This window comes from Kitasatospora sp. NPDC059408 (assembly GCF_042751525.1).
In the GTDB taxonomy this organism is placed as follows: Bacteria; Actinomycetota; Actinomycetes; order Streptomycetales; family Streptomycetaceae; genus Kitasatospora.
Genome location: NZ_JBHYWI010000036.1, coordinates 65,096 through 88,699 on the forward strand (window position 1 = coordinate 65,096; position 23,604 = coordinate 88,699).

Annotated in this window: 21 protein-coding genes; 10 read left to right on the forward strand and 11 right to left on the reverse strand. The window is 72.3% G+C overall.

Going from position 1 to position 23,604, the window contains the following annotated elements; translation table 11 throughout:
* Positions 1 to 126: 126 nt before the first annotated feature.
* Positions 127 to 570, reverse strand: coding sequence for a methylmalonyl-CoA epimerase (mce, locus tag ACFXDE_RS23770; protein ID WP_329928148.1), 444 nt, complete (start codon positions 568 to 570; stop codon positions 127 to 129).
* Between the two features lie 248 nt (positions 571 to 818).
* Between mce and ACFXDE_RS23775 the strand changes: the two genes are divergently transcribed.
* Together ACFXDE_RS23775 and meaB are read left to right on the forward strand one after the other, a co-directional pair.
* Entirely contained in the window at positions 819 to 2,027 is a 1,209-nt protein-coding gene (locus ACFXDE_RS23775) for an acetyl-CoA C-acetyltransferase (RefSeq protein WP_380440151.1), read from the forward strand.
* Positions 2,028 to 2,104: 77 nt separating this feature from the next.
* Positions 2,105 to 3,064, forward strand: a complete 960-nt coding sequence (meaB, locus tag ACFXDE_RS23780) for a methylmalonyl Co-A mutase-associated GTPase MeaB (protein WP_380496786.1) — start codon at positions 2,105 to 2,107, stop codon at positions 3,062 to 3,064.
* Positions 3,065 to 3,240: 176 nt separating this feature from the next.
* Here meaB and ACFXDE_RS23785 read toward each other — a convergent pair whose 3' ends face one another.
* From ACFXDE_RS23785 to ACFXDE_RS23805, 5 genes are all read right to left on the reverse strand, one after another.
* On the reverse strand, positions 3,241 to 3,756 hold the full coding sequence (locus tag ACFXDE_RS23785; protein WP_380440155.1) for a MarR family winged helix-turn-helix transcriptional regulator: 516 nt from the start codon (positions 3,754 to 3,756) through the stop codon (positions 3,241 to 3,243).
* Positions 3,757 to 3,822: 66 nt separating this feature from the next.
* Positions 3,823 to 4,557 carry an AIM24 family protein gene (locus ACFXDE_RS23790; RefSeq protein WP_380440191.1) on the reverse strand — a complete coding sequence of 245 codons (735 nt, stop codon included), beginning with the start codon at positions 4,555 to 4,557 and terminating at the stop codon, positions 3,823 to 3,825.
* Positions 4,558 to 4,691: 134 nt separating this feature from the next.
* A complete protein-coding gene (locus ACFXDE_RS23795; RefSeq protein ID WP_380440157.1) occupies positions 4,692 to 5,342 on the reverse strand; it encodes an AIM24 family protein in 651 nt (216 codons plus the stop codon).
* Complete coding sequence (locus ACFXDE_RS23800) at positions 5,342 to 5,980, reverse strand: AIM24 family protein (RefSeq protein ID WP_359969407.1); 639 nt, start codon at positions 5,978 to 5,980, stop codon at positions 5,342 to 5,344. Before ACFXDE_RS23800 ends, ACFXDE_RS23795 begins: the two co-directional genes overlap by 1 nt.
* Before the next feature lie 58 nt (positions 5,981 to 6,038).
* Positions 6,039 to 6,833 carry a DUF2127 domain-containing protein gene (locus ACFXDE_RS23805; RefSeq protein ID WP_380496788.1) on the reverse strand — a complete coding sequence of 265 codons (795 nt, stop codon included), beginning with the start codon at positions 6,831 to 6,833 and terminating at the stop codon, positions 6,039 to 6,041.
* Positions 6,834 to 7,082: 249 nt separating this feature from the next.
* Between ACFXDE_RS23805 and ACFXDE_RS23810 the strand changes: the two genes are divergently transcribed.
* On the forward strand, positions 7,083 to 7,394 hold the full coding sequence (locus tag ACFXDE_RS23810; protein WP_380496789.1) for a DUF3817 domain-containing protein: 312 nt from the start codon (positions 7,083 to 7,085) through the stop codon (positions 7,392 to 7,394).
* Positions 7,395 to 7,610: 216 nt separating this feature from the next.
* Here the strand turns inward: ACFXDE_RS23810 and ACFXDE_RS23815 are convergent, their stop codons facing one another.
* Positions 7,611 to 9,248, reverse strand: coding sequence for a M4 family metallopeptidase (locus ACFXDE_RS23815; RefSeq protein WP_380496790.1), 1,638 nt, complete (start codon positions 9,246 to 9,248; stop codon positions 7,611 to 7,613).
* 497 nt (positions 9,249 to 9,745) lie between these two features.
* Here ACFXDE_RS23815 and ACFXDE_RS23820 point away from each other — a divergent pair, with 497 nt between their 5' ends.
* The 3 genes from ACFXDE_RS23820 to ACFXDE_RS23830 all read left to right on the forward strand — a co-directional run bounded on the left by ACFXDE_RS23820 (position 9,746) and on the right by ACFXDE_RS23830 (position 12,658).
* Entirely contained in the window at positions 9,746 to 10,294 is a 549-nt protein-coding gene (locus tag ACFXDE_RS23820) for a MarR family winged helix-turn-helix transcriptional regulator (protein ID WP_380440165.1), read from the forward strand.
* A gap of 77 nt (positions 10,295 to 10,371) precedes the next feature.
* Positions 10,372 to 10,713, forward strand: a complete 342-nt coding sequence (locus ACFXDE_RS23825) for a DUF3817 domain-containing protein (protein ID WP_329927945.1) — start codon at positions 10,372 to 10,374, stop codon at positions 10,711 to 10,713.
* Between the two features lie 259 nt (positions 10,714 to 10,972).
* The gene (locus ACFXDE_RS23830) at positions 10,973 to 12,658 is read left to right on the forward strand and encodes a methylmalonyl-CoA mutase (protein ID WP_380440167.1); all 1,686 of its coding nucleotides are present in this window, start codon (positions 10,973 to 10,975) and stop codon (positions 12,656 to 12,658) included.
* Between the two features lie 76 nt (positions 12,659 to 12,734).
* Here the strand turns inward: ACFXDE_RS23830 and ACFXDE_RS23835 are convergent, their stop codons facing one another.
* Positions 12,735 to 13,379, reverse strand: a complete 645-nt coding sequence (locus ACFXDE_RS23835) for a TetR/AcrR family transcriptional regulator (protein ID WP_380440193.1) — start codon at positions 13,377 to 13,379, stop codon at positions 12,735 to 12,737.
* Positions 13,380 to 13,805: 426 nt separating this feature from the next.
* On the opposite strand from ACFXDE_RS23835, the gene ACFXDE_RS23840 reads away from it, so the two are divergent.
* The 4 genes from ACFXDE_RS23840 to ACFXDE_RS23855 all read left to right on the forward strand — a co-directional run bounded on the left by ACFXDE_RS23840 (position 13,806) and on the right by ACFXDE_RS23855 (position 18,331).
* The gene (locus ACFXDE_RS23840) at positions 13,806 to 14,813 is read left to right on the forward strand and encodes a tetratricopeptide repeat protein (RefSeq protein ID WP_380496791.1); all 1,008 of its coding nucleotides are present in this window, start codon (positions 13,806 to 13,808) and stop codon (positions 14,811 to 14,813) included.
* Between the two features lie 697 nt (positions 14,814 to 15,510).
* The gene (locus tag ACFXDE_RS23845; RefSeq protein WP_380440169.1) at positions 15,511 to 16,179 is read left to right on the forward strand and encodes a DUF6230 family protein; all 669 of its coding nucleotides are present in this window, start codon (positions 15,511 to 15,513) and stop codon (positions 16,177 to 16,179) included.
* Between the two features lie 131 nt (positions 16,180 to 16,310).
* Positions 16,311 to 16,877, forward strand: a complete 567-nt coding sequence (locus tag ACFXDE_RS23850) for a DUF6114 domain-containing protein (RefSeq protein ID WP_380496792.1) — start codon at positions 16,311 to 16,313, stop codon at positions 16,875 to 16,877.
* Positions 16,874 to 18,331 carry a hypothetical protein gene (locus ACFXDE_RS23855; RefSeq protein ID WP_380496793.1) on the forward strand — a complete coding sequence of 486 codons (1,458 nt, stop codon included), beginning with the start codon at positions 16,874 to 16,876 and terminating at the stop codon, positions 18,329 to 18,331. The genes ACFXDE_RS23850 and ACFXDE_RS23855 overlap by 4 nt, the downstream gene beginning before the upstream one ends.
* A 78-nt stretch (positions 18,332 to 18,409) precedes the next feature.
* On the opposite strand, the gene pyk is transcribed toward ACFXDE_RS23855, so the two are convergent.
* The 3 genes from pyk to pta form a co-directional block, all read right to left on the reverse strand.
* The gene (gene pyk, locus ACFXDE_RS23860) at positions 18,410 to 19,837 is read right to left on the reverse strand and encodes a pyruvate kinase (protein ID WP_380496794.1); all 1,428 of its coding nucleotides are present in this window, start codon (positions 19,835 to 19,837) and stop codon (positions 18,410 to 18,412) included.
* A 94-nt stretch (positions 19,838 to 19,931) separates the two neighbouring features.
* Complete coding sequence (locus ACFXDE_RS23865; protein ID WP_380496795.1) at positions 19,932 to 21,173, reverse strand: acetate kinase; 1,242 nt, start codon at positions 21,171 to 21,173, stop codon at positions 19,932 to 19,934.
* A 100-nt stretch (positions 21,174 to 21,273) separates the two neighbouring features.
* Entirely contained in the window at positions 21,274 to 23,403 is a 2,130-nt protein-coding gene (gene pta / locus ACFXDE_RS23870; protein WP_380496796.1) for a phosphate acetyltransferase, read from the reverse strand.
* Positions 23,404 to 23,604: the final 201 nt, after the last annotated feature.

Below are 23,604 nucleotides of genomic sequence, written 5' to 3' on the forward strand. Positions count from 1 at the left end.
CGAGTTCCCGGGTCCGGGCGGAGCGAGGGCCCCGTCGAAAGGTGCATGCGCGTCCGGCGCCTCCCGGGCGTCAGCGGGGGGAGGGAACGGGATGCCGCCCGGGGCGGGAGCGGCATCCCGGGGCTCTCAGTGCTCGTCGTGGGCGGCCGGTTCGGCCGAGGTGACCAGCTCGGTCAGGACGCCGCCGCAGTCCTTGGGGTGCAGGAACGTGATCCGCGAGCCCATCGAGCCGATCCGCGGCTGGTCGTACAGGACCCGGACGCCCTTGCCCCGGATCGCCTCCGCGTCGCCGTCGACGTCGGCGGTGCCGAAGGCGATGTGGTGGACGCCCTCGCCGTTCTTCTCCAGCCACTTGGCGACGGTGGAGTCGGGCCGGGTGGGCTCCAGCAGCTGGAGGTAGGAGGCGCCGCCGTCGCCGGTGTCGTTGATCTTGAGCATGGCCTCGCGGACGCCCTGCTCCTCGTTGACCTCGCTGTGGAACACCTCGAAGCCGTACGTGGCGCGGTAGAACTCGACCGTCTTGTCGAGGTCTCGGCAGGCGATGCCGATGTGGTCGATACGGGTCAGCACGGCGGCCTCCGGTGAGCGGGTCGCGAAACGGGTGGCCACCAGTGCAGCGCATCGCGCTTAACGCGCGCCAGCGCCGGACGTGCGAGTCTGCTCACACGCCCGGGGTTCACCCGGACCGCGTTGACACGGTGTTGACTGGACGGTGCCAGTGCGCTCGATCACACCGTAGCTCCGGTGACGGGCGGGTAACAGGTCAGTACATTGAGCGGCATCCTCACCTGGCCACGACGTGCGAAGGGGCTCGTCCCATGACCAACACCACCTCTGTGATCGTTGCCGGTGCGCGGACCCCCATGGGTCGCCTGCTCGGCTCGCTCAAGGGCTTCTCCGGAGCCGACCTCGGCGGCTTCGCGATCAAGGGCGCGCTGGAGCGGGCCGGGATCACGGGGGAGCAGGTCCAGTACGTCATCATGGGCCAGGTGCTCCAGGCCGGCGCCGGCCAGATCCCGGCCCGCCAGGCCGCCGTCAAGGCCGGCATCCCGATGAACGTCCCGGCGCTGACCATCAACAAGGTCTGCCTCTCCGGCCTCGACGCGATCGCCCTGGCCGACCAGCTGATCCGCGCGGGCGAGTTCGACATCGTCGTGGCCGGCGGCCAGGAGTCGATGACCAACGCCCCGCACCTGCTGCCGAAGTCCCGCGAGGGCTACAAGTACGGCGCGGTCGAGGTGCTGGACGCCATGGCGTACGACGGCCTCACCGACGCCTACGAGAACATCCCGATGGGCGAGTCCACCGAGAAGCACAACACCCGCCTCGGCATCGGCCGCGAGGTCCAGGACGAGATCGCCGCCGCCTCGCACCAGCGCGCCGCCAAGGCCCAGGCCGACGGCCTCTTCGACGCCGAGATCGTCCCGGTGCCGATCCCGCAGCGCAAGGGCGAGCCGGTCCTGTTCGGCCAGGACGAGGGCATCCGCGCGGACACCACCGCCGAGGGCCTCGGCAAGCTGCGCCCGGCCTTCGCCAAGGACGGCACGATCACCGCCGGCTCCGCCTCGCAGATCTCCGACGGCGCCGCCGCCGTGGTCGTGATGAGCAAGGCCAAGGCCGAGGAGCTGGGCCTGACCTGGATCGCCGAGATCGGCGCCCACGGCAACGTGGCCGGCCCGGACAACTCGCTGCAGTCCCAGCCGTCCAACGCGATCAAGCACGCGCTGGCCAAGGACGGCCTGACCGTCGCCGACCTCGACCTGATCGAGATCAACGAGGCCTTCGCGGCCGTCGCCCACCAGTCGATGAAGGACCTCGGCGTCTCCGCGGACATCGTCAACGTCAACGGCGGCGCGATCGCCCTCGGCCACCCGATCGGCATGTCCGGCGCCCGGGTGGTGCTGCACCTGGCCCTGGAGCTCCAGCGGCGCGGCGGCGGCGTCGGCGCGGCCGCCCTGTGCGGCGGCGGCGGCCAGGGCGACGCCCTGATCGTGCACGTCCCCAAGGATCACAGCCCGAAGGCCTGATCAACCTCGACCTGTCCGGGGCTGCGGACCGCCACGAGCGGTCCGCGGCCCCGTCGGCATCCGCCAAGGAGCACCCGATGATCGATGTCGCCACGCTGGTCGAACAGGCCCGGCACGGCCGACCGCGCGCCGTCGCCCGGCTCATCACGCTGGTCGAGAACGCCGCCCCGGAGCTGCGCGAGGTCATGGCCGCGCTGGCCCCGCACACCGGACGCGCCTACACCGTGGGCCTCACCGGCTCCCCCGGCGTGGGCAAGTCCACCTCCACCTCGGCGCTGGTCGCCGCCTACCGGCGGCTCGGCAAGCGGGTCGGGGTGCTGGCCGTCGACCCGTCCTCGCCGTTCTCCGGCGGCGCGCTGCTCGGCGACCGGGTCCGGATGCAGGAGCACGCCACCGACCCGGAGGTCTTCATCCGCTCGATGGCCACCCGCGGCCACCTCGGCGGCCTGTCCTGGGCCGCCCCGCAGGCCCTGCGGGTGCTGGACGCGGCCGGCTGCGACGTGATCCTGGTGGAGACCGTCGGCGTCGGCCAGTCCGAGGTGGAGGTCGCCGCGCAGGCCGACACCACCGTCGTGCTGCTCGCCCCCGGGATGGGCGACGGGATCCAGGCCGCCAAGGCCGGGATCCTGGAGATCGGCGACCTCTTCGTGGTCAACAAGGCCGACCGGGACGGCGCCGACGCCACCGCCCGGGAGCTCAACCACATGCTCGGCCTCGGCGAGGCCCGCGAGGCCGGCGACTGGCGCCCGCCGATCGTCAAGACGGTCGCCGCGCGCGGCGAGGGCGTGGACGAGGTCGTCGAGGCGCTGGAGAAGCACCGTGCCTGGCTGGAGGAGCACGGCGAGCTGGCGGTGCGCCGCCGCCGCCGGGCCGCCGACGAGATCGAGGCGATCGCGCTGGCCGAGCTGCGCGCCCGGATCGGCGACCTGCGCGGGGACCGGCACCTGGCCGGGCTGGCCGAGCGCGTCGTCACGGGCGACCTGGACCCGTACGGCGCCGCCGACGCCCTGGTGGCCGGGCTGACCGCCCAGGCCTGAGACGACGGAGGAGGGGGGGGCCCCCCCGCGGGGGGGGCGCGCCCCCGGGCGGCCGCCGGGGCGGGGGCCCCCGCCGCCGGGGGGGCGGGGCGCACCCCCCCGCCCGTTGACCCGGCTGGCGGCCGCCCCCCCGGGGGGGTCCGGCCTCCTCCGTGTCCGCGTGCCGTGCGCGGGCCCTACGAGCGGCCGCGCAGGCCGCGCAGGTGCTCGGCGACGGGTGCCAGGGCGTCGTACATCGCGTCCAGCTGCTCCGGGGTGAAGCGGTCGATGAAGTGGCTGCGGACGCTGCGCACGTGGTCCGGGGCGACGCGCTGCATCGTCTCCCAGCCCTCCTCGGTGAGGTGCGCGAAGAGGCCGCGGCGGTCGCCCGGACACTCCTGGCGGAGCACCAGGCCGGCCGTCTCCATGCGGGTGATCTGGTGCGAGAGCCGGCTCTTGGACTGCAGGGTGGCCGTCGCGAGGTCGGTCATCCGCATCCGGCGGTCGGGCGCCTCGGAGAGGACGACCAGGATCTCGTAGTCGTTGATCGCCAGGTTGTGCGGCTGGAGCTCGCGGCCGAGCTGGTAGTCCAGCAGCTTGGCGACCTCCAGATGGGCGCGCCACATCCGCTGCTCCCGGGCGGTCAGCCAGGGCGTCTCGTCCTCGGGCTGCGACGCGGGGGCGTCCGCGGTGTCGGCGGGGTGCGTGTCCATGGCGCCCAGCATACCCCCGATTTAGTTAAATCTTGTACGAGTTTACGGGGCGAAACGTCGTCCGGCTCAGGGTACCGACCCTTCGGCGCCCACGAGACCGACCGGCCGTCCGGCCACCACGCGCTCGGTGGACTGCAGCAGCACCTGGCCGGCGCCGACGAACTCGAACTGGTGCTCCTCGCCGGACACCCCGCCGATGCCGGTCAGCCGCCGCAGGCCGCCGACCACGCCGTGCAGGTAGTCGTGGTCGTAGTGGTGGCAGGGAGCGGGGCAGTCCGCCCAGCCGACCAGCGCCTGCGGGTCCACCCGGATCGGCGGGTCGACGAAGTGCACCGGGCCGTTGGACGCGGCGACGAACCGGCCGGTGCCGAGCAGGGTCAGGAAGCCCGGGACGATCGACTGCTTGAGCCGCAGCGCGGGGTCGAAGGCGAGCAGGTTGCCCGAGCGGACGGTCAGGTTGCCGTCGTCCAGGTCGTAGGAGTTGAGGTCGTAGGCGCGGTCCGCCAGCAGCAGCTTGCCGCGGCCCCGGGCGACGACCCAATCGGCCGCGTGCAGCGGCGAGTTGAAGTGCAGGCTGAGCATCCGGTCGAGCGCGCCGGCGCCGACGCCCTGGAAGGAGATGTCGCCGTAGTAGGCGATCATCTTGCCCTTCTGCAGGAAGTACGAGCCGTTGAGGTCGACCGAGAACGCGTACGGGTTGACGTTGTCGTCGACCGGCAGGGTGTACGCGTCGTGGACCACCGGGCCGGCGCCGTCCCGCGGCTCCGGGAGGGGCACCGAGAGGTCGTACTGGGTGGGCATCGGGATCGCGAGGCCCGGCTGCGTCGGCTGGTCGTAGGGCGACTGCCCGTACTCGGGCCGGCCGTACTCGGGCCGGCCGTACGCCGGCTGCCCGTACGAGGGCGGGCCGTACGGCGGCTGGGGCGGGTGGGTCATCAGAGCTTCTCCTCGCTCGCCTGGACGTACACCGCGCCGTGCCCGTCCAGCTCCAGCTGGAACGCCTCGCCGGAACCGCGGCCGATGAACTCGCGCCACCCCAGCGCGGTGGACAGCCGGTTGCGCACCTCGCCGCGGTGGGCGACGTAGGCCTGCGGGTCGACGTGCACCGGCTGCCCGGGGACGATCGGCAGCTCGAAGACGCCGCCGTGCGCCATCACCGCGACCGCGCCGTGCCCGTCCAGCCGGGTGGTGAACAGCCCCTGGCCGGTGGCCTGGCCGCGGACGACGCCCATCACCCCGCCCTGCGCGCCGAGGAACGCGGTGGACTGGCGCAGCGAGCCCTCGAAGGCCAGCAGCCGGTCCGCCTCGACGAACAGGGTGTCCCCGGTCAGGTCGATCACGTGCACGTGGTGGCCGCCGTGGCCGAACATGACGGTGCCCTGGCCCTCGACGGTCATCAGCGGGGTGTCCTCGTTCGCCACGCGGCGGCCGATCATCGACAGCACGCCGCCCTGCCCGCCGGTGATGTCCGGCGTGAAGCGGACGTCCCCGGTGTACGCGATCATCGCGCCGCGCTGGCTGAACAGCCGCTGTCCGGGCAGCACCCGGGCCTCGACCAACTTGCCGTTGAGCTGCCGGAAGGCCATCAGACATCACCTCCGAGGGTGTGCTTCTCGGAGGGCTGGACGTACACCAGGCCCTCGCCGGTGAACTCCACCTGGACGGCCTCGCCGCCGCCCTCGCCGATCGCCGTCGTCCACCCCGCGCCGGACTTGAGGCTGCGGTGCAGGCTGCCGGTGTGCGCGACGTACGCGCCCGGGTCCACCCGCAGCGGCATGTCCTTGCCGACCCGCAGGACGACGGCGGGGCCGTTCGAGGTGACGGCGGCCCAGCCGTGGCCCTCCACCTTGGTGGTGAACAGGCCGTTGCCGGAGGAGACGCCGTTCAGCCCGGTGAAGGTGGTGCCGGTGCGCAGGGCGGCCTCGGTGCAGAGCAGGTTGTCCGCCTCGACGTACAGCACCTCGCCGGTCAGCCGGACCAGGTTGATCTCGGTGGCCCGGTCGGCGAAGTAGCAGGTGCCCTGCCCCTTGACCTCCATCACTTCCATCTGTTCGCCGGTCAGCCGTCTGGCGACCATGCCGCGCAGGCCGTCACCGCCGCCGGTGAGCTTCTTGAAGGCCATCTGCCCGGTGTAGGCGACCATCGAACCGTTCCTGGCCTTCACGGCGTCGCCCGCCAGCTCGACGGCGAGCACCCGGGACCCCTGGAGTCTGAACTGTGCCACGGCCGCAATGTAACCGGAGCGGCCGTGGCAGTGGGAGGGGGCCCGGGGCGTGTCCGGCTTACGTGCGGGCGTGCGCGCCCCGGGACGGCGGCACCGTGCCGGCCGACTCCTCGACCTCCAGCAGCGAGGCCGAGTGGCGCTCCGCCTCGAAGGCGACCACGCCGCCGCGCAGGCCGAACAGCCGCTTGGAGAGCATGATCCAGACCACCGCGGCGATGTTGAGCAGCAGCGTGCAGATCTTCAGCACGCTCGTCTTCTCGTGCAGCTCGTAGCCCTCCAGCGGGAGGAAGGCGGCGGTCGCGATGACGGTCAGGTACTCCGCCCAGCGCTTGCCCAGCCACAGGCCGAAGGCCTCGACGATCTCGATCAGCGCGTAGGCGACCAGCGCACCGGCGACGATCACCAGGGTGCTCTTCTTGTAGTCGAAGGTCTTGCGGATCGTGTCGACGATCGGGGAGTGCTCGATGTCCCAGTTGAAGTGGTCGGTGACCGGCTTGAAGACCGTCAGGTCCTGGTCGAAGACCCGGTGCACGGCGTCCTGGCTGTTGGAGAACTTCCAGACGCCGAACGCGACGATGAGGATCAGCACGCCGCGCAGGATCCGTTCGACGGCCAGGAAGCGCAGGATGAAGATGTCGCGCAGGGCCTTGCCGCGCGGCACCAGGGGGGCGTTCCCGGCGGGGCCGGAGCCGTGCGGGGCGCCGAGGGCGAAGTCCCCGCAGCGCAGGCAGCGCCAGGCGTCGCCGAGCGCGGTCGCGGCGTGCAGCCGGGCGGCGAGCTCGGGCTCGGCCGGCGCGTAGGTCACGTGCCCGCGCTTGGCGCAGGTCCTTCGGTCCCAGTCCCGCTTGAACATCGGTGGCTACCCCCGTCGTGCGTTGCGTACGGCGCCCGGTTCGCCGGGCGCGCGGGCAGCAGGATAGGGGCAGCGGGCGGCGCGGCGCCCGGCGCGGCGCGGTTCTGGGGCCCGGTTGTGACATCGGGCACCCCTGGCGTGCTGCCGGGCACCCCGGCGGCCGGTTCGGACGTGTGCTCGGTGATAATGGCCGGAGGCTTGTGAGCGGGTTCACAAGCGATCTCCGACCCCCGCATCGAGGTATCCATCGTGAACAGCAGCGCCGTCCACCGCCTGCGCCTGGTCTCCGGCCCCGAAGGGGTCTCGTTCATCCTGCTGCTGATCTGCTCGGTGCTGAAGCGGACCACCAGCTTCGACGCCGTTCCGGTGATGGGGATGGTCCACGGGATCCTGTTCATCCTGTACGTGGTCTTCTGGATCCAGGCGTGGCAGGCGCAGAAGTGGGACGCCAAGCGCGGCGTCCTGCTGTTCGTCCTCGCGGTGCTGCCGACCGGCGGCTTCTTCGCCGAGCGGATGCTCGGCAAGGAGGAGCGCGGGGAGCTGCAGCCGGCCGCCGCCTGACGCCCTCCGTCCCACGCGCAGCCGGTCGACAGGCTGTCGCGGCCTCCTCTCCCAAGGGCCGCGACAGCCTGTCGCCGTTTCCGGGGGTGGCTCCGACAGAAGCATGACAAGTCGCGGCCGGGAAGAACAGAGCGCCTCGGGGGATTGGCCAAGAAGAGGCCCTGCGGACGTTCGGACGTCCGCAGGGCCCTGTGCCGTTCGTCGGGGCGCCGTGGGTCAGTTGACGTTGACGCCGCTCCACGCGGCCGCGACGGCCTTGTACTCGGCGCTGGTGGCGCCGTACAGGTCCGCCGCCGCCTTGAGGGTGCCGGTGCGGGCGCTCGCGTAGTTGGTGGTGGACGTGAAGTAGACGGTCAGCGCGCGGTACCAGATCTGCGCCGCCTTGTCCCGGCCGATGCCGGTGACCGTCGAGCCGTTGGACGTCGGGCTGTTGTAGCTGAAGCCGTTGATGCTCTTCGCGCCGCTGCCCTCGGACAGCAGGTAGAAGAAGTGGTTCGCGACGCCGGACGAGTAGTGGACGTCCAGGTTGCCGACGCCCGACGACCAGGAGTCGGCCGAGGAGCCGTCCTTGCTGGGCTGGTCCATGTAGCGCAACGGGGTGCCGTCGCCGTTGAGGTTGATCAGCTCGCCGATCCAGTAGTTCGGCGGGTTGGAGGGCAGGTTGGCGTAGAACTCGACCATCGTGCCGAGGATGTCGGAGGTGGCCTCGTTGAGGCCGCCGGACTCACCGGAGTAGTTGAGGCCCGCGGTGGCGGAGGTGACGCCGTGGGTCATCTCGTGGCCGGCCACGTCGATCTCGGTGAGCGGGTGGGTGTTGCTCGCGCCGTCGCCGTAGGACATGCAGAAGCAGGCGTCGCTCCAGAAGGCGTTGACGTAGTTGCTGCCGTAGTGGACCCGGCTGGTCGCGCCGACGCCGTTGTTCTTGATGCCGCTGCGGCCGAAGGTGTTCTTGTAGAAGTCCCAGGTGGCCGCCGCGCCGTACTGGGCGTCCACGGCGGCGGACTCGCCGTTGCCGGCGCTGCCGTTGCCCCAGGTGTTGGTCGACTTGGCGTAGAGGGTGCCCGAACCCGAGGTCCGGTTCTTCATGTTGACGGTGGACTGCCCGCCACGGCTGGCGTCCTTCAGCGAGTAGCCGCCGGTGGTCTGGGTCGTGGTGAGCGGGACCTTGCCGACGAAGACGCCGGTGCCGGTGCCGGCAGCGGTCTGTACCTGCTCGTGGGTGGACAGCACCTCGCCGGAGGCCGCGTCGGTGACCAGCAGCTGGCTGCTCGGGGTGCCGTCGGCGCGCTCGCCCTCGACGGTGGTCCGGTAGGCCAGGCGCGGGTTGCCGTCGGAGGCCCAGATCACCAGCTCGGGCTCGCCGGTCCGGTGGACGGCCGTCAGCGGGGACTCGTCCTTGTCGGCGGTGACGCCGACGGTGGACTGCACGGCGCCGGTCGCCTGCGCGGCGGCCTGGTCGGCGGGGATCTCCGGGGTCAGGCTGGGCACCGCGATCGGGGCGGTTATCGCCTTGTCGACCGACTCGACGGCGCCGCCGGCGCTCTGGTGGACCACCAGGTCGCCGCCGAGCACGGGCAGTCCGGCGAAGGTGCGCTCGAAGCGCAGGTGGCGGGTGCCGTCGGCGTCCACCACCGCGTCCTTGGCGACGAGTTGCTCCTGGCCGCCGAGCGCCAGGGCCTTGCCGAGCGGCCCGGCCTGGCCGTCGGCCAGCGCGAGCGCGGCGGCGTACTGCTGCGCGGCCTGCGCCTGGAGCGCGGGCGCGGGGGTCGCCACAGCGGCGGTGCCCACCTGGACGACGCCGGTCAGGAGGGCGGTGGCGGAGAGTACGGCGACGGCTGCGAGCTTTCGCTTCACGTGCGAGTCCTTCCGGGAAACCGCGGGTGCGCGGTCGCGCCGCGTCCCGGGGGCCGGGGTCGGCACCTTGGGGGCGGAACGGGCGCTGACGTGCTGGGCAACCCCGTGCGGCGGACGGCGGCGCACCGATGGGTGGGGGTGGTGGCCGCTGAACGGGGTTGGCCGAAAGCATGACAATCGAGCAAACGAAATGACAGGTCTGGTTCATGAATTGGCCAAGTCCCGCCAGGGCGAAGCATTGTGAACGGGCCGACAAAACCGGCGAATCACCCCGTCTTTCAGCGGGTTACCGCCCGAACCGAGGCCTGATAGCGGGGTGGACCGCTGATTCGGCGTCAGCGGCCGCGCCGTGACCGCGCGTTGGCGGGCCGACACACCGCCGCAATGTCCAGGTATGGACCTGCCCGCCCGATTGGCGGGATCCCGCCACGCACCGTCGCTTGTCCAGCATCAGGACGGCTGGTAGCACACGTCCGTTCCGCCGGTACGGTAAGGAGGTGGCCAAGCCCCTCGCACTCGACTTCGACCCGATCGCCCGCGCCGACGAGCTCTGGACCCGCCGCTGGGGCGGTGCCCCCTCGATGGCGGCGATCACCTCGATCATGCGCGCCCACCAGATCCTGCTCTCCCGGGTCGACGCGGTGCTCAAGCCGTACGGGCTGACCTTCGCCCGCTACGAGGCGCTGGTGCTGCTCACCTTCAGCCGGACCGGCGAGCTGTCCCTCTCCAAGATCGGCGAGCGGCTCATGGTCCACCCGACCAGCGTCACCAACACCGTCGACCGGCTGGAGCGGGCCGGCCTGGTCGCCCGCCGCCCCAACCCGCTGGACGGCCGCGGGGTGCTCGCCTCGATCACCGCGCGCGGCCGCGAGGTGGTCGAGGAGGCCACCCGGGAGCTCATGGCGATGGAGTTCGGGCTGGAGGAGTACGACGCGGGACAGTGCCGGCAGGTGTTCGACCTGCTCCGGCCGCTGCGGGTCGCCGCCGGGGACTTCACCGACGAGGGTGACGAAGCCGACGAGGGGCCTGCGCCGGCGCGGCCGTGAGGACGGCTACCCTCGTTCGGAGCGGTGCGCAGATCCGGACGTACCGGCCGATCCAGCCGAACGAGGCGATGTAGAAGATGAAGGCGACCCCCCTGCTGGGCTGGTACCGGGCCCTGGCCGTCGCGACCGGTGTGGCGCTGCTGGTGTTCTGCGGCTTCATGGTCGCGAAGTACGGGTTCCAGACCGGCGAGGACGTGACGACGTACGTCGCGATGCTGCACGGCTACCTGTACATCGGGTACTTCGTGGTGACCTTCCTGCTGGGCCAGAAGCTGAAGTGGCCGCTCGGCCGGCTGGTGCTGACCCTGGCGGCCGGCTGCATCCCGTTCCTCTCCTTCGTCTTCGAGCGGCGGGTGGCCCGCGAGGCCGCCGCGAGCCTCCCGGCCGGGTCGGACGCCCGCCAGCCGGCCGGCGTCTGAGCGCGGACGCGGCGCGCAGCGACGACGGAACCTTCGAGGGCCCTCCTCCCCGGTGCGGGGAGGAGGGCCCTCCGTCGCTCCCGGGGAGGCCCCCTGTTCCCGGGGAGACCTCCCGTTCCCGGGGGATCTCCGCGATGTCCACCCGCTTGCCCCGGTTCGTCCATCGACAAGTAGTAGGACGTCCGAGTAAATTAGTAGGACGTCCTAATAGCTGTGCCGCCCCGGTGCCGTGGCGGCCGTACGGAGCGGAGTTCGGCCCATGGACGCCGAGGAGATCGAGCGCGGACGCCTGCGCTGGCAGCAGCGGTACGACGCGGCCCGCAAGCGCGACGCGGACTTCACCACCCTCTCCGGCGACGAGGTCGCGCCGGCCTACGGTCCGCCGGCCGGGCAGCCGTACGAGGGCTTCGAGCGGATCGGCTGGCCGGGGGAGTACCCGTTCACCCGCGGGCTGCACGCCACCGGCTACCGCGGGCGCACCTGGACCATCCGCCAGTTCGCCGGCTTCGGCAACGCGCAGCAGACCAACGAGCGCTACCGGATGATCCTGGAGGCGGGCGGCGGCGGCCTCTCGGTCGCCTTCGACATGCCGACCCTCATGGGCTACGACTCCGACGACGCCAAGTCGCTCGGCGAGGTCGGCCACTGCGGCGTGGCCATCGACTCGGCCGCCGACATGGAGGTGCTGTTCGCCGGCATCCCGCTCGGCGAGGTCACCACCTCGATGACCATCAGCGGCCCGGCCGTCCCGATCTTCTGCATGTACCTCGTCGCCGCCGAGCGCCAGGGCGTTGACCCGGCGGTGCTCAACGGCACCCTGCAGACGGACATCTTCAAGGAGTACATCGCCCAGAAGGAGTGGCTCTTTGCCCCCGAGCCGCACCTGCGCCTGATCGGCGACCTGATGGCGTACTGCGCGAAGGGCATCCCCGCGTACAAGCCGCTGTCCGTCTCCGGCTACCACATCCGCGAGGCCGGGGCGACGGCCGCGCAGGAGCTGGCGTACACCCTCGCCGACGGCTTCGCGTACGTCGAGCTGGGCCTGTCCCGCGGCCTGGACGTCGACGTGTTCGCGCCGGGCCTGTCGTTCTTCTTCGACGCGCACCTCGACTTCTTCGAGGAGATCGCCAAGTTCCGTGCCGCGCGCCGGATCTGGGCCCGCTGGATGCGCGACCGCTTCGGCGCGAAGACCGACAAGGCGCAGTGGCTGCGCTTCCACACCCAGACCGCCGGCGTCTCGCTCACCGCGCAGCAGCCGTACAACAACGTGGTCCGCACCGCCGTCGAGGCGCTGTCCGCGGTGCTCGGCGGCACCAACTCGCTGCACACCAACGCCCTGGACGAGACCCTGGCGCTGCCCTCCGAGCAGGCCGCCGAGATCGCCCTGCGCACGCAGCAGGTGCTGATGGAGGAGACCGGCGTCGCCAACGTGGCCGACCCGCTGGGCGGTTCGTGGTACGTCGAGGCGCTGACCGACCGGATCGAGCAGCAGGCCGAGGCGATCTTCCAGCGGATCCTCGACAAGGGCCGCGAGGACCACGAGATCGGCCCGATCACGGCCGGCATCCTGCGCGGGATCGAGGAGGGCTGGTTCACCGGCGAGATCGCCGAGGCCGCCTTCCAGTACCAGCAGGGCGTGGAGAAGGGCGACAAGCGCGTGGTCGGCGTCAACTGCCACCCGCGCAGCGTCACCCCGGAGCTGGAGATCCTGCGGGTCAGCCACGAGGTCGAGCGCGAGCAGGTGCGCGTCCTCGCCGAGCGCAAGGCGGCCCGGGACGAGGCGGCGGTGCGGGCCGGGCTGGACGCCATGCTCGCGGCGGCGCGCTCCGGCGAGTCGATGATCCCGCCGATGCTGGACGCGGTCCGCGCCGAGGCGACGCTGGGCGAGATCTGCAACGTGCTGCGCCAGGAGTGGGGCACCTACCAGGAGACGGCGGCCTTCTGACAGGTCCTGCGGCCGGTTCTCTTCCCGGAGCCGTCCCGCACGCCATGGGCGCGGGACGGCTCCGGCATGCCCGGCGTCAGTCGGTGGCGAGGCTCGGGAACGGGCCCAGCAGGAGGCTGGTGAAGCGGCGGGTCCACTCCGGGGTGATCGGCTCCCCGCTGACCAGGACGCGGTGCTCGACCGTCCCCGCGATGGTGTCGAAGATGATGTCGATCTCCTCGCCGGCCGCCGACGGGTCGGTGTCCGGGGCGAGTTCGCCGCGCGCCTGGGCGGCCGCCCGGCCCTGGCGGACCAGCCGCTTCTGCGGGTCGACGATGGCCTCCCGGATCCGCCGGCGCAGCTGCCGGTCGCGGGTGCCCTCGGCGAACAGGGCGAGTAGCGCGGCCTGGGTCTCGGGCCGGGCCAGCAGGTCCGCGAACTGGGCCACCACGGCCTCGATGTCGGCCCGCAGGCTGCCGAGGTCGGGCATCACGAGCTCGTCGAAGAGACTGGCGACGGCGTCCACGACGAGCTCGTTCTTCGACGGCCAGCGGCGGTAGAGGGTGGTCTTGGCGACCTTGGCGCGGGTGGCGACGTGGCCCATGGTGAGTCCGCCCCAGCCGAGTTCGGCGAGCGTCTCGCGGGTGGCGTCGAGGATCGCGAGGTCGGCGGCGGCGCTGCGCGGGCGCCCCTTGGCCCGGACCGTGACGGCCTCCGCCGGGGTGCCCGGGGCCGCCGGCAGCGCCGTGGCGGACGGGTTCGCGGCGGTCGGCTGGCTCACGGGGGGCTGGGCGGCCGGCACCGGGCCTCCTTGCACTTTACTGGTTGGTAACTTGGGTGGGGCTGGTAACGGTAGCGACTGTCCGGCGCTTCGGACAGCCGGGCGGTCCGCGAAAGTGGGGCAGGTCACGTCACGGAACGGCCGGTGGGGCTTGCGGGCGGGCCACTCGCTCCAGTTACGCTACGACTCGTAGCGAAAGCAGTGACAACCGGGCGCCGGATCCCGTGGGACGGGAACGGCGCGGGTGCGGGTGGGGATCCGCACCGGAGGCAGCAGGCTACTGGGGGGAGCGCACGGCGCTCCGGGGAGAGGCACCGCGCAGCCCGCGCGGGACGACTTTCCCGAGGTTGGTGCTCGCGGGCGGCGCGGACGGGGGAGGATGGTGCCATGCAGCCACGGAATTCGCGTCAGAACAGCTCCGCCCTGCGTGGTGCGGTCGACCTCGCCGCCGTGAAGGCGGCCGGTGAGGCAGCCCAGAAGGCCGAGCAGGCGCGGGCCGAGCGGGCCCGCCAGGCCGCCGCCGCCGAGGCGGCCGGCATCGCCCCCGCCGAGCCCGCTTACGAGCTCGTCATCGACGTCACCGAGGACACCTTCGAGACCGAGGTCGTCCAGCGCTCCGCCGAGGTGCCGGTCGTCATCGACTTCTGGGCCGAGTGGTGCGGCCCCTGCAAGCAGCTCAGCCCGATCCTGGAGGGCCTGGCCGAGGAGTACGCCGGCCGGTTCGTCCTCGTCAAGATCGACGTCGACTCCAACCAGATGCTGGCCCAGCAGTTCGGCATCCAGGGCATCCCGGCCGTGATGGCCGTCGTGGCCGGCCAGCTCGTGCCGCTGTTCCAGGGCGCGGAGAGCGCGGCCAACGTCCGCAAGGTCCTCGACCAGCTGATCCTCGTCGCCGAGCAGCGCTTCGGCATCGTCGGCGGCCAGGCCGCCCCCGGCACCGCGGACGGCGAGGCCGGTCCGGCCGGCGCCCCGCAGCGCTTCGAGGACCCGGCGCTCGCCGCCGCGCACGACGCGCTCGACCGCGGCGACCTCGCCGGCGCGATCCAGGCCTACCGGAACGTGCTGGCCGACCAGCCCGGCAACACCGAGGCCAAGCTGGGCCTGGCCCAGGCCGAACTCCTGCACCGCGTCGAGGGCCTGGACCTCCAGGCCGTCCGGGCGGCCGCCGCGGCCGACCCGAAGAACGTCGAGGTGCAGCTCCAGGCCGCCGACCTGGACCTGGTCGGCGGCCACGTCGAGGACGCCTTCGGGCGCCTGATCGACACCGTCGGCAAGACCTTCGGCGCGGACCGGGACACCGTCCGGCTGCGCCTGCTCGAACTCTTCGAGGTCATCGGCGCGGAGGACCCGCGCGTCGTGGTGGCCCGCGCCGGGCTGGCGCGCGTGCTCTTCTGAGCCCGCGTGCCGGGTGGTGCGCCTGGCACGGCGGGTGACCTGCGGTGTCGCTGGTGATTTGGCGACAATCCGGTCAACCCGGCCGACGTTTACCAAATCTTGATTTCACCCGTGGGTGGTCACCAAGTGTGACCGCCCACGGGTGTTTCGGCGGTGTTTCCGGGGGATTTCGCCGACACGATTCCTGCACGACGTCACGCACGGTGCAGATCGGGCCGAGTTCATGATCGACGCCACCGACTGTTGCATTACCCGTCAGTAAGGCACCTCTTGTGCTTCGCCCGGGATTCAAGCACGATCGGCCACGCCCGGTCCCAGACTCCTTCCCCCGACAGCCGGTCGGCCACGGGGAGCGCGGGATCCCCACCGGGTGATCCGCCGGCCACGGCCGGCGGTAGGGAGGGCAGGGGGGTATCCGCGGTCCCACGGCGGTTCCTGTCCTTCGACCGGCCGCGTGCCCTGCGCGGTCGCTGGTTGTCGCTCGGGGGTGATCGCCGATGTCGCCGGTCCTGCCCGCCGCCCCACAAGGACGGCCGGTCCAGGGACGGGAGTGCCGCTCCACGCAGGCCGCTCCCGCGTCCGACGACACGCGCGCTCTCCGCTACCGAGGACGTAGCTCTCTCCCATCCCAGGCCCCCACCGGTGCCGGAGGCGCCGCCGGGGAGCCGGAGATGTACGTCCCAGAAGGAGGACTCGCATGTCCAAGACCTACGGCAAGACCCGCTGGAAGCGCTTCGCCCTGGTGATGGTGCCGAGCATCGCGGCCACCGCCGCGGTGGGCTTCTCCATTGCCAACAGCGCGCTCGCCGCCTCGTTCAGCATCTCCGGCCAGGAGTTCAAGGTGCACACCACGCACCTCCAGGGCGAGGGCTTCTCCCAGTTCGGCACCGTCGACGTCGAGGCCGGCGGCAAGCTGCACCCGGTGGCCGTCTCGGCCTTCGACAAGGCCGACATCACCAACCTGTGCCAGTCCGTGGTGACCGACCTGAGCGGCTTCGGCCTCGGCAAGATCACGCTTCAGCTGAACGCCGGCGGCGAGGGGAGCACGCCGGTGCACGCCGAGAAGCTGCTCATCGACCTGGAGGACCTGAAGGCCGACGCGACCTTCCAGGACATCAACATCGGTGAGGACGCCTCTGCCCTGACCGGCCCCGCCGTCGGAAGCTGGCACCCCCACCCGGTGGTCGGGAAGGCGACCGGGGACAAGCTGCCGACCGGCGCCATGGGCTTCGCCCAGGCCGCCAGGACGGCCACCCTGGACAACGTGCAGCAGACCGCGCGCGCCACGTCGGCCGGCACCTTCGTCCTCAGCGGCCTGCACCTGTCGCTCAAGCAGGGCGACGGCGCGGGCAACGAGTGCTTCTGAGCCTCGCCTGACGGCGTGCCGGCCGGCACGCCCGAGTGACGGGTCTTCTCGGGCCGGGGGCGGCGGGTCACCGTCGTTCCCGGCCTCCTGCCAATCGTTCTTCCCTCGTAGCGATGTCGAGGAGCTGCACCATGTCCAGCGCAACGGTCGAAACCCGGACCGGCCACCAGAACGCGATCGGGTGGCTCTGGCGGCACTTCCGCGCGTTCCGCCGCACCAGGCCCTTCTGGGGCGGCCTGCTGGCCATGATCGCCGGCGTCCCGATCCTGTACTTCCCCTACGCGCACCTCGCGCTCGGCAGCGTGACGATCGCGATGTCGACCACGGCGGGGGCCGGGTCGCTGCTGATCGGCATCCTGATGATCATCCTCGGGATCACCGGGTGGTTCCAGCCGGCCGTCCGGGTCTTCGCGGGCATCGCGACCATCCTGCTGACGCTGGTCTCGATCCCGATGTCCAACCTGGCCGGTTTCGGCATGGCGCTGCTGCCGGGCCTGATCGGCGGCGGGCTGCTGGTCTCCTGGGCGCCGCTGCCGGAGCCCGAGGCTGCGGCCGAGAACGCCGTCGCCGAGAACGCCGTCGCCGAGAGCGTCGCCGCCGAAGAGCCCGCTGCCGCCGAGGCGCCCACGGCCAAGCTGCCCGCCCAGGCCGTGCCGGGGGAGCAGGCCGCCACGGCGGATCCGGGGGAGGCGCGGTGAGCACGGGCGACGACCAAGCGAAGCGCTCCGGGCGCCACGCCGCTCCGCGGACGCCCGTCCGGGTGCGGCTGCGGGGCCGGGCGCTGGCGATGGCCGCGGTGCCGACGGCGCTGCTGATGGCCGCCGCCTACACGCCGAACCCGGCGTCGGCCGAGTCCACGGCCGGCAAGGCGTGCCCCACCGCCCCCGTGGCGGTGCCGGACGTCTCGTCGGTCCAGGAGACGCCGGTGCCCAAGAGCGAGCTGCCCGCGCCGCCGCCCGGTCCGTCCGCGACGCCCACCGGCACGCCCACCGCGGGGGCGAGCGCCGGTGCGACGGGCGTCCCGACGCAGGCCCCGACGGCCGCGCCCACCCCGCAGCCGTCCGCGCCGGTGAAGACGCCGACCGCCGCCCCGACGGCCCCGACGTCGACGGCGACCACCGCGCCGGCCGTCCGGTCCGCTGCCAACGGCAGTGCGGGCGCGGTGAGCGCGGTCTACCAGGGCGACCCGAACGGGACAGCCAAGGCGTCCCAGGCCGGGCTGATCGACGACATCCTCGGCGGGATCGGCAACCTCCTGAACCCGGGTGGCTCGGCGTCCCCGACGCCCTCCGCGTCGCCGACCGCCACCCCGGCCCCGGCGACCACCCCGGCGCCCGCCGCGCCCGCCCCGCGGGTCGGCGCCCCGGTCCAGCCCGGGCAGCCGCCGACCCAGCCCCAGCCGCCGACCCAGCCGCAGGCGCAGCCGTCCCCGCAGGTGCCCGGCGGCGGCACGGTGACCCAGGCCCCGAAGCCGCCCGCGACGGGCAAGGCGCCCACCAAGCCGGCGCCGTCGTCCAGTGCCCCGGCCGCGCCGTCCGCCTCCGCCTCGACCTCGGCGCCGTCGTCCTCGGCGTCCCCGTCGGCCTCCGGCTCCCAGACCGCGAACCCGAACTGCGCGGTGGACGCCCGCGGCCTGACCGCCGCCCCGGCGCCCGGCGAGCAGGTCGTCCCGGAGCAGAACTGGACGCTGCAGACCAGCCGCCTCGGCCTGCACGGCGCGGCCTTCCACGGCGTCTACGACGTCAGGACCCCGACCGGCACCAAGCGGGTGCTGAAGTTCGTGGTGTCGAGCGTCGACATCGAGAACCTCGACATGTCGACTCTTGAGGGCAACGGCGTGACGTTCCACGTCCAGGGCGCCCCCGGCTCGACCTCGACCATGCGCGACGGCGCGGTCACCATGTACGTGGAGCGGCTGTCCGGTCACCTGTCCAAGCTGCTGGGCCTGCCGATCCCGATCGACCTGGGCGAGATCACCCTCACCCCGGACACCCTGCCGCGCTGGCTGTACGACCTGATCGGCTCGGTCCCGATCCCGCTGGACATCGAGCTGACCGGGGTGACCGCCAAGCAGGCCGGCCAGTTCGGCGGCACGCTGCACATCCCCGGGATGCACCTGTTCAACGACAACGCCCCCTACAGCGACAAGTAGGAGCAACGCACGACGCCCGTGGGGCGGCCCTCCGTCGCGGAGGAGCCGCCCCACGGGCGTTCGGCGGTGCGGCGGGGACTACTCGCCGTGCGAGCCCAGGCGGTGCACCTGCACCATGTTGGTGGTGCCGGGGATGCCGACCGGGACGCCGGCGGTGACGATGACGGTGTCGCCCTCGGACAGCTCGCCCATCTTCAGCAGCTCGCGGTCGACCTGCGCGACCATCGCGTCGGTGGTGGCCACCTGCTCGGTGACGTACGACTCGACGCCCCAGCTCAGCGAGAGCTGGTTGCGGGTGGCCGAGTCCGGGGTGAACGCGATCACCGGGATCGGCGAGCGGTAGCGGGACAGCCGGCGCGCGGTGTCGCCGGACTTGGTGAACGCGATCAGCGCCTTGCCGTTCAGGAAGTCGCCCAGCTCGCACGCGGCGCGGGCGACGGAGCCGCCCTGGGTGCGCGGCTTGCGGCCCGGGTTGAGCGGCTGCAGGCCCTGGCCGACGAGCTCCTCCTCGGCCTTCTCGCAGATCCGGCTCATGGTGCGGACGGTCTCGACCGGGTACTTCCCGACGCTCGACTCGGCCGACAGCATGACCGCGTCGGCGCCGTCCAGGATGGCGTTGGCGACGTCGGAGACCTCGGCGCGGGTCGGGCGCGAGGCGTGGATCATCGACTCCATCATCTGGGTGGCGACGATGACCGGCTTGGCGTTGCGGCGCGCCAGCGTGATCAGGCGCTTCTGGACCAGCGGGACCCGCTCCAGCGGGTACTCCACGGCCAGGTCGCCGCGGGCGACCATGATGGCGTCGAAGGCGAGGACGATCTCCTCCATGGCCTCGACGGCCTGCGGCTTCTCGATCTTGGCGATGACCGGCACGCGGATGCCGACCTCGTCCATGACCTCGTGGACGTCCTTGACGTCGTCCGCGTTGCGGACGAAGGACAGGGCGATCATGTCGACGCCCAGGCGGAGCGCGAAGCGCAGGTCGTCCTTGTCCTTCTCGGACAGGGCGGGCACGTTCACGGCCGCGCCGGGCAGGTTGATGCCCTTGTTGTTCGAGAGCACGCCGCCCTCGACCACCACGGTCCTCACCCGCGGGCCGTCGACGCTGACGACCTCCAGGGCGATGACGCCGTCGTTGATCAGGATCGGGTCGCCGGGCTTCACGTCGCCGGGCAGGCCCTTGTAGGTGGTGCCGCAGATGTGCTGGTCACCGGGGACGTCCTCGGTGGTGATGGTGAAATCGTCGCCGTTGTCGACGGTCACCGGGCCGTTGGCGAAGGTCGCCAGACGGATCTTGGGACCCTGGAGGTCGGCCAGGACGCCGATGGCCTTGCCGGTGTCCTCCGAGACCTGGCGGACCTTTCGGTACCGCTCCTCGTGGTCCGCGTGGGTGCCGTGGCTCATGTTCAGTCGGGCGACGTTCATGCCCGCTTCGACGATGGCCTTCAGCTGTTCGTAGGAGTCCGTCGCCGGACCCAGGGTGCAGACAATTTTCGCTCGGCGCATATGGATCAGTCTATCCGTTCGTGTTATGGGTGCATTCGGCACGAATCGTGAGGAATCGCCGACGAAGGATTCCGCGGACCGAGACGACGGAGTGTCAGTCCTCGGACCCGTGGGTTCCCTGCGCCTCCTGGTTCCGGCGGTGCACGAGGGCGAAGGCCTGTCGGGCGATCTCCAGCTCCTCGTCGGTCGGCACCACCGCGACCGCCACCCGCGCGTACTCCGGCGAGATGATCCTGGGCTCGCCGGAGCGCACGGAGTTCAGCTCGGGGTCCACCGCGATGCCCAGTTCATCCAGGCCCGCCGTGGCCGCCGCGCGCACCGGTGCGGCGTTCTCCCCGACGCCCGCGGTGAACGCGATCGCGTCCACCCGGCCGAGCACGGCGTAGTAGGCGCCGATGTACTTGCGGAGCCGGTGGACGTAGGAGTCGAACGCGAGCCTCGCGTCCGCGTCCCCCTCGTCCGCGCGGCGCATGATCTCGCGCATGTCGTTGTCCCCGCACAGGCCGCGCAGGCCGCTGCGGCGGTTGAGCAGGTCGTCGATCTCGTCGATCGACAGGCCGCCCACCCGGTGCAGGTGGAACACCACGCCCGCGTCGATGTCACCCGAACGGGTGCCCATGACCAGGCCCTCCAGCGGGGTCAGGCCCATCGAGGTGTCCACGCACCGGCCGCCGGCGACGGCCGACGCGGAGGCGCCGTTGCCCAGGTGCAGCACGATGACGTTCACCTCGGCCGGGTCCTTGCCGAGCAGCCGGGCGGTGGCCCGCGAGACGTACTGGTGCGAGGTGCCGTGGAAGCCGTAGCGGCGCACCCGGTGCTCGTCCGCGACGGCCTTGTCGATCGCGTACCGGGCGGCCGGCTCGGGCATCGAGGCGTGGAAGGCGGTGTCGAAGACGGCCACCTGCGGCAGGTCCGGGCGCAGCGCGCGGGCCACCTCGATGCCGGTGATGTTGGCCGGGTTGTGCAGCGGCGCGACCGGGATCAGCCGGCGGATCTCCCGGAGCACCTCGTCGGTGAGCACGGTCGGCTCGGTGAACCGCTTGCCGCCGTGCACCACGCGGTGGCCGATCGCGGCGAGCTCCGGGGAGTCCAGCCCGACGCCGTCGGCGGCGAGTTCCTCGGCGACGGCCTTGAGCGCGGCGGAGTGGTCCGGGAAGGTCTGCAGGCTCTCGCGCCGCTCGCCGGAGCGCGGGGTGTGCACCAGCCGGCCGCTCGGCTCGCCGATCCGCTCGACCAGTCCGGAGGCGAGCCGGGCGCCGTCGAGCATGTCGATCAGCTGGTACTTGACCGACGAGGAGCCGGCGTTCAGGACGAGGACGCGCGTTCCTTCACTCATGCGTCCACCTCGCTGCGCTCGGTGGTCGCTTCGCGAAACACGCACCCGCTGATGATTCTCCCCCAGCCTCCGGCCGGGGGGACCCCCATGCTGCGCTCGCTCATGCGTTCGACTCCTTGCGGTCCTGGGACTGGATCGCGGTGATCGCGACGGTGTTGACGATGTCCTCGACCAGCGCGCCGCGGGAGAGGTCGTTGACGGGCTTGCGCAGGCCCTGGAGGACCGGGCCGACGGCGACCGCGCCCGCCGAGCGCTGCACGGCCTTGTAGGTGTTGTTGCCGGTGTTGAGGTCCGGGAAGATCAGCACGGTCGCCCGGCCGGCCACCGCGGAGCCCGGCAGCTTGGTGGCCGCGACGTGCGGGTCCACGGCGGCGTCGTACTGGATCGGGCCCTCGACCAGGATGTCCGGGCGCAGCTCGCGGACGAGCTCGGTGGCCTTGCGGACCTTGTCGACGTCCGCGCCGGAGCCGGAGGTGCCGGTCGAGTAGGAGAGCATCGCGACCCGCGGCTCGACGCCGAACTGGGCGGCGGTGGCCGCGGCCTGGATCGCGATGTCGGCCAGCTGCTGGGCGTCCGGGTCCGGGTTGACGGCGCAGTCGCCGTACACGAGGACCTTGTCGGCCAGGCACATGAAGAAGACGCTCGACACGATGGACGCGCCCGGCGAGGTCTTGATGACCTCGAAGGCGGGCCGGATGGTGGCGGCGGTGGAGTGCACCGCGCCGGAGACCATGCCGTCGGCGATGCCCTCCTGGACCATCAGGGTGCCGAAGTAGGAGACGTCGGTGACGACGTCCAGCGCGAGCTCGACGGTCATGCCCTTGTGGGCGCGCAGCCGCGCGTACAGCTCGGCGAACTGGCGGCGCAGCGGGCTGGTGGTCGGGTCGACGATCCGGACCCGGGCGCGGTCGGCGCCGGAGTCTTCCCGCGGTATCGCGATGCCGAGGCCCGCGGCCGTGCGGCGCACCGCGTCGGCGTCGCCGAGGAGGGTGAGGTCGCAGATGTTGCGGCGCAGCAGGATCTCGGCCGCGCGCAGCACGCGCTCCTCGGTGCCCTCGGGCAGGACGACGTGCCGGCGGTCGGCGCGGGCGCGCTCCAGGAGCTCGTGCTCGAACATCATCGGGGTGACCCGCTCGGACCGGCCGACCTCGATCCGGTTGGTCAACTCGACCGTGTCGACGTGCAGTTCGAACAGTCCGAGGGCGATCTCGGCCTTCCGCGGGCTGGCCGCGCTGAGCTTGCCCTCCAGGTGGGTCAGGGTGGCGGCGGTCGGCCAGCTGCCCCCGGGGACGACCGCGACCGGGGTGCCGGGGGCGAGCCGGGCGGCCAGCGCCATGACGTTCGGCCCCGGGTGCTGGCCGAGCGTCAGGAGCACGCCGGCGATCGGCGGGGCGCCGGCGGCGTGCGCGGCGAGCGAGCCGATGACCAGGTCGGCGCGGTCCCCGGGGGTGACGACGAGGGCGCCGTCGGTCAGCGCGTCGAGGAAGGTCGGCAGCATGGCGCCGCCGAAGACGAACCCGCGGACGTCCCGGGCGAGCCCGGCGGCGTCCCCGAGCAGCACCTCGGCGCCGGTCGCCTCGACCAGCTGGGCGACGGTGGGCGCGGCCAGCGCCGGCTCCTCGGGGATGACGTAGGCGGGGATCGGCAGCTTCTCGGTGAGCTTGCGCTGGATCCGCTGCTTGGCGGCGGGGGCGACCCGGTTGGCGATCATCGCGAGGGTCTCGCAGCCGAGGTCGGTGTACGCCCGGTGGGCGTTGCGGACCTCGGCGGTCACGGCCTCCGCCTCCTTGCCCTGCCCGCCGAGCACCGGCAGCACGGCGGCGCCGAACTCGTTGGCCAGCCGGGCGTTGAAGGCCAGCTCGTCCGGGATGTTGGTGTCCGCGAAGTCGGTGCCGAGCACCAGCACGGCCTCGCAGCGCCGCTCCACCGCCCGGAACCGGTCGACGAGGGCCGACACCAGCTCGTCCTGCCCCTGGGCGGCCTGCAGGGCGGCGGCCTCCTCGTACGTCAGCCCGTACAGGTCGGTGGCGGGCAGGTCGATCCGGTACCGGCCGCGCAGCAGCTCGACCACGTGGTCCGACCCGGACTCTCCCGGCGCGTGCGCGTGCACCAGCGGCCGGAACACCCCGACCCGGTCCACCTGCCGGGTGAGCAGCTCCATGACCCCGAGCTCGACCGCCTGCCGTCCGTCCCCCCGGTCGATCCCGGTCACGTACACGCTGCGCGCCACGCGGTCTTCTCCGTCCCGTCGCCTCGGAAAGTGGTCATATCGACCATACCTTCGCACCCCGAACTGGCGTCCGCGAGCAGAGCATCCCGGGGGAGGCAAGGGACGAAGGTCACGTCGGTCGCGGAAGACCGCGAACGGAAGACGGCGAACGGAAGACCGCGGACGGAAGACCGCGGACGTCGGCACCGCGGACGTCGGACG

Coding starts and splice junctions, on each gene's coding strand:
- meaB (WP_380496786.1), top strand. CDS start 2,105: ATGATCGATGTCGCCACGCTGGTCGAACAGGCCCGGCACGGCCGACCG.
- ACFXDE_RS23805 (WP_380496788.1), bottom strand. CDS start 6,833: ATGTTCAAGCGGGACTGGGACCGAAGGACCTGCGCCAAGCGCGGGCAC.
- ACFXDE_RS23830 (WP_380440167.1), top strand. CDS start 10,973: ATGGACGCCGAGGAGATCGAGCGCGGACGCCTGCGCTGGCAGCAGCGG.
- ACFXDE_RS23785 (WP_380440155.1), bottom strand. CDS start 3,756: ATGGACACGCACCCCGCCGACACCGCGGACGCCCCCGCGTCGCAGCCC.
- ACFXDE_RS23850 (WP_380496792.1), top strand. CDS start 16,311: ATGTCCAGCGCAACGGTCGAAACCCGGACCGGCCACCAGAACGCGATC.
- pyk (WP_380496794.1), bottom strand. CDS start 19,837: ATGCGCCGAGCGAAAATTGTCTGCACCCTGGGTCCGGCGACGGACTCC.
- ACFXDE_RS23775 (WP_380440151.1), top strand. CDS start 819: ATGACCAACACCACCTCTGTGATCGTTGCCGGTGCGCGGACCCCCATG.
- ACFXDE_RS23840 (WP_380496791.1), top strand. CDS start 13,806: ATGCAGCCACGGAATTCGCGTCAGAACAGCTCCGCCCTGCGTGGTGCG.
- ACFXDE_RS23845 (WP_380440169.1), top strand. CDS start 15,511: ATGTCCAAGACCTACGGCAAGACCCGCTGGAAGCGCTTCGCCCTGGTG.
- ACFXDE_RS23790 (WP_380440191.1), bottom strand. CDS start 4,557: ATGCCCACCCAGTACGACCTCTCGGTGCCCCTCCCGGAGCCGCGGGAC.
- ACFXDE_RS23825 (WP_329927945.1), top strand. CDS start 10,372: ATGAAGGCGACCCCCCTGCTGGGCTGGTACCGGGCCCTGGCCGTCGCG.
- ACFXDE_RS23865 (WP_380496795.1), bottom strand. CDS start 21,173: ATGAGTGAAGGAACGCGCGTCCTCGTCCTGAACGCCGGCTCCTCGTCG.
- ACFXDE_RS23795 (WP_380440157.1), bottom strand. CDS start 5,342: ATGGCCTTCCGGCAGCTCAACGGCAAGTTGGTCGAGGCCCGGGTGCTG.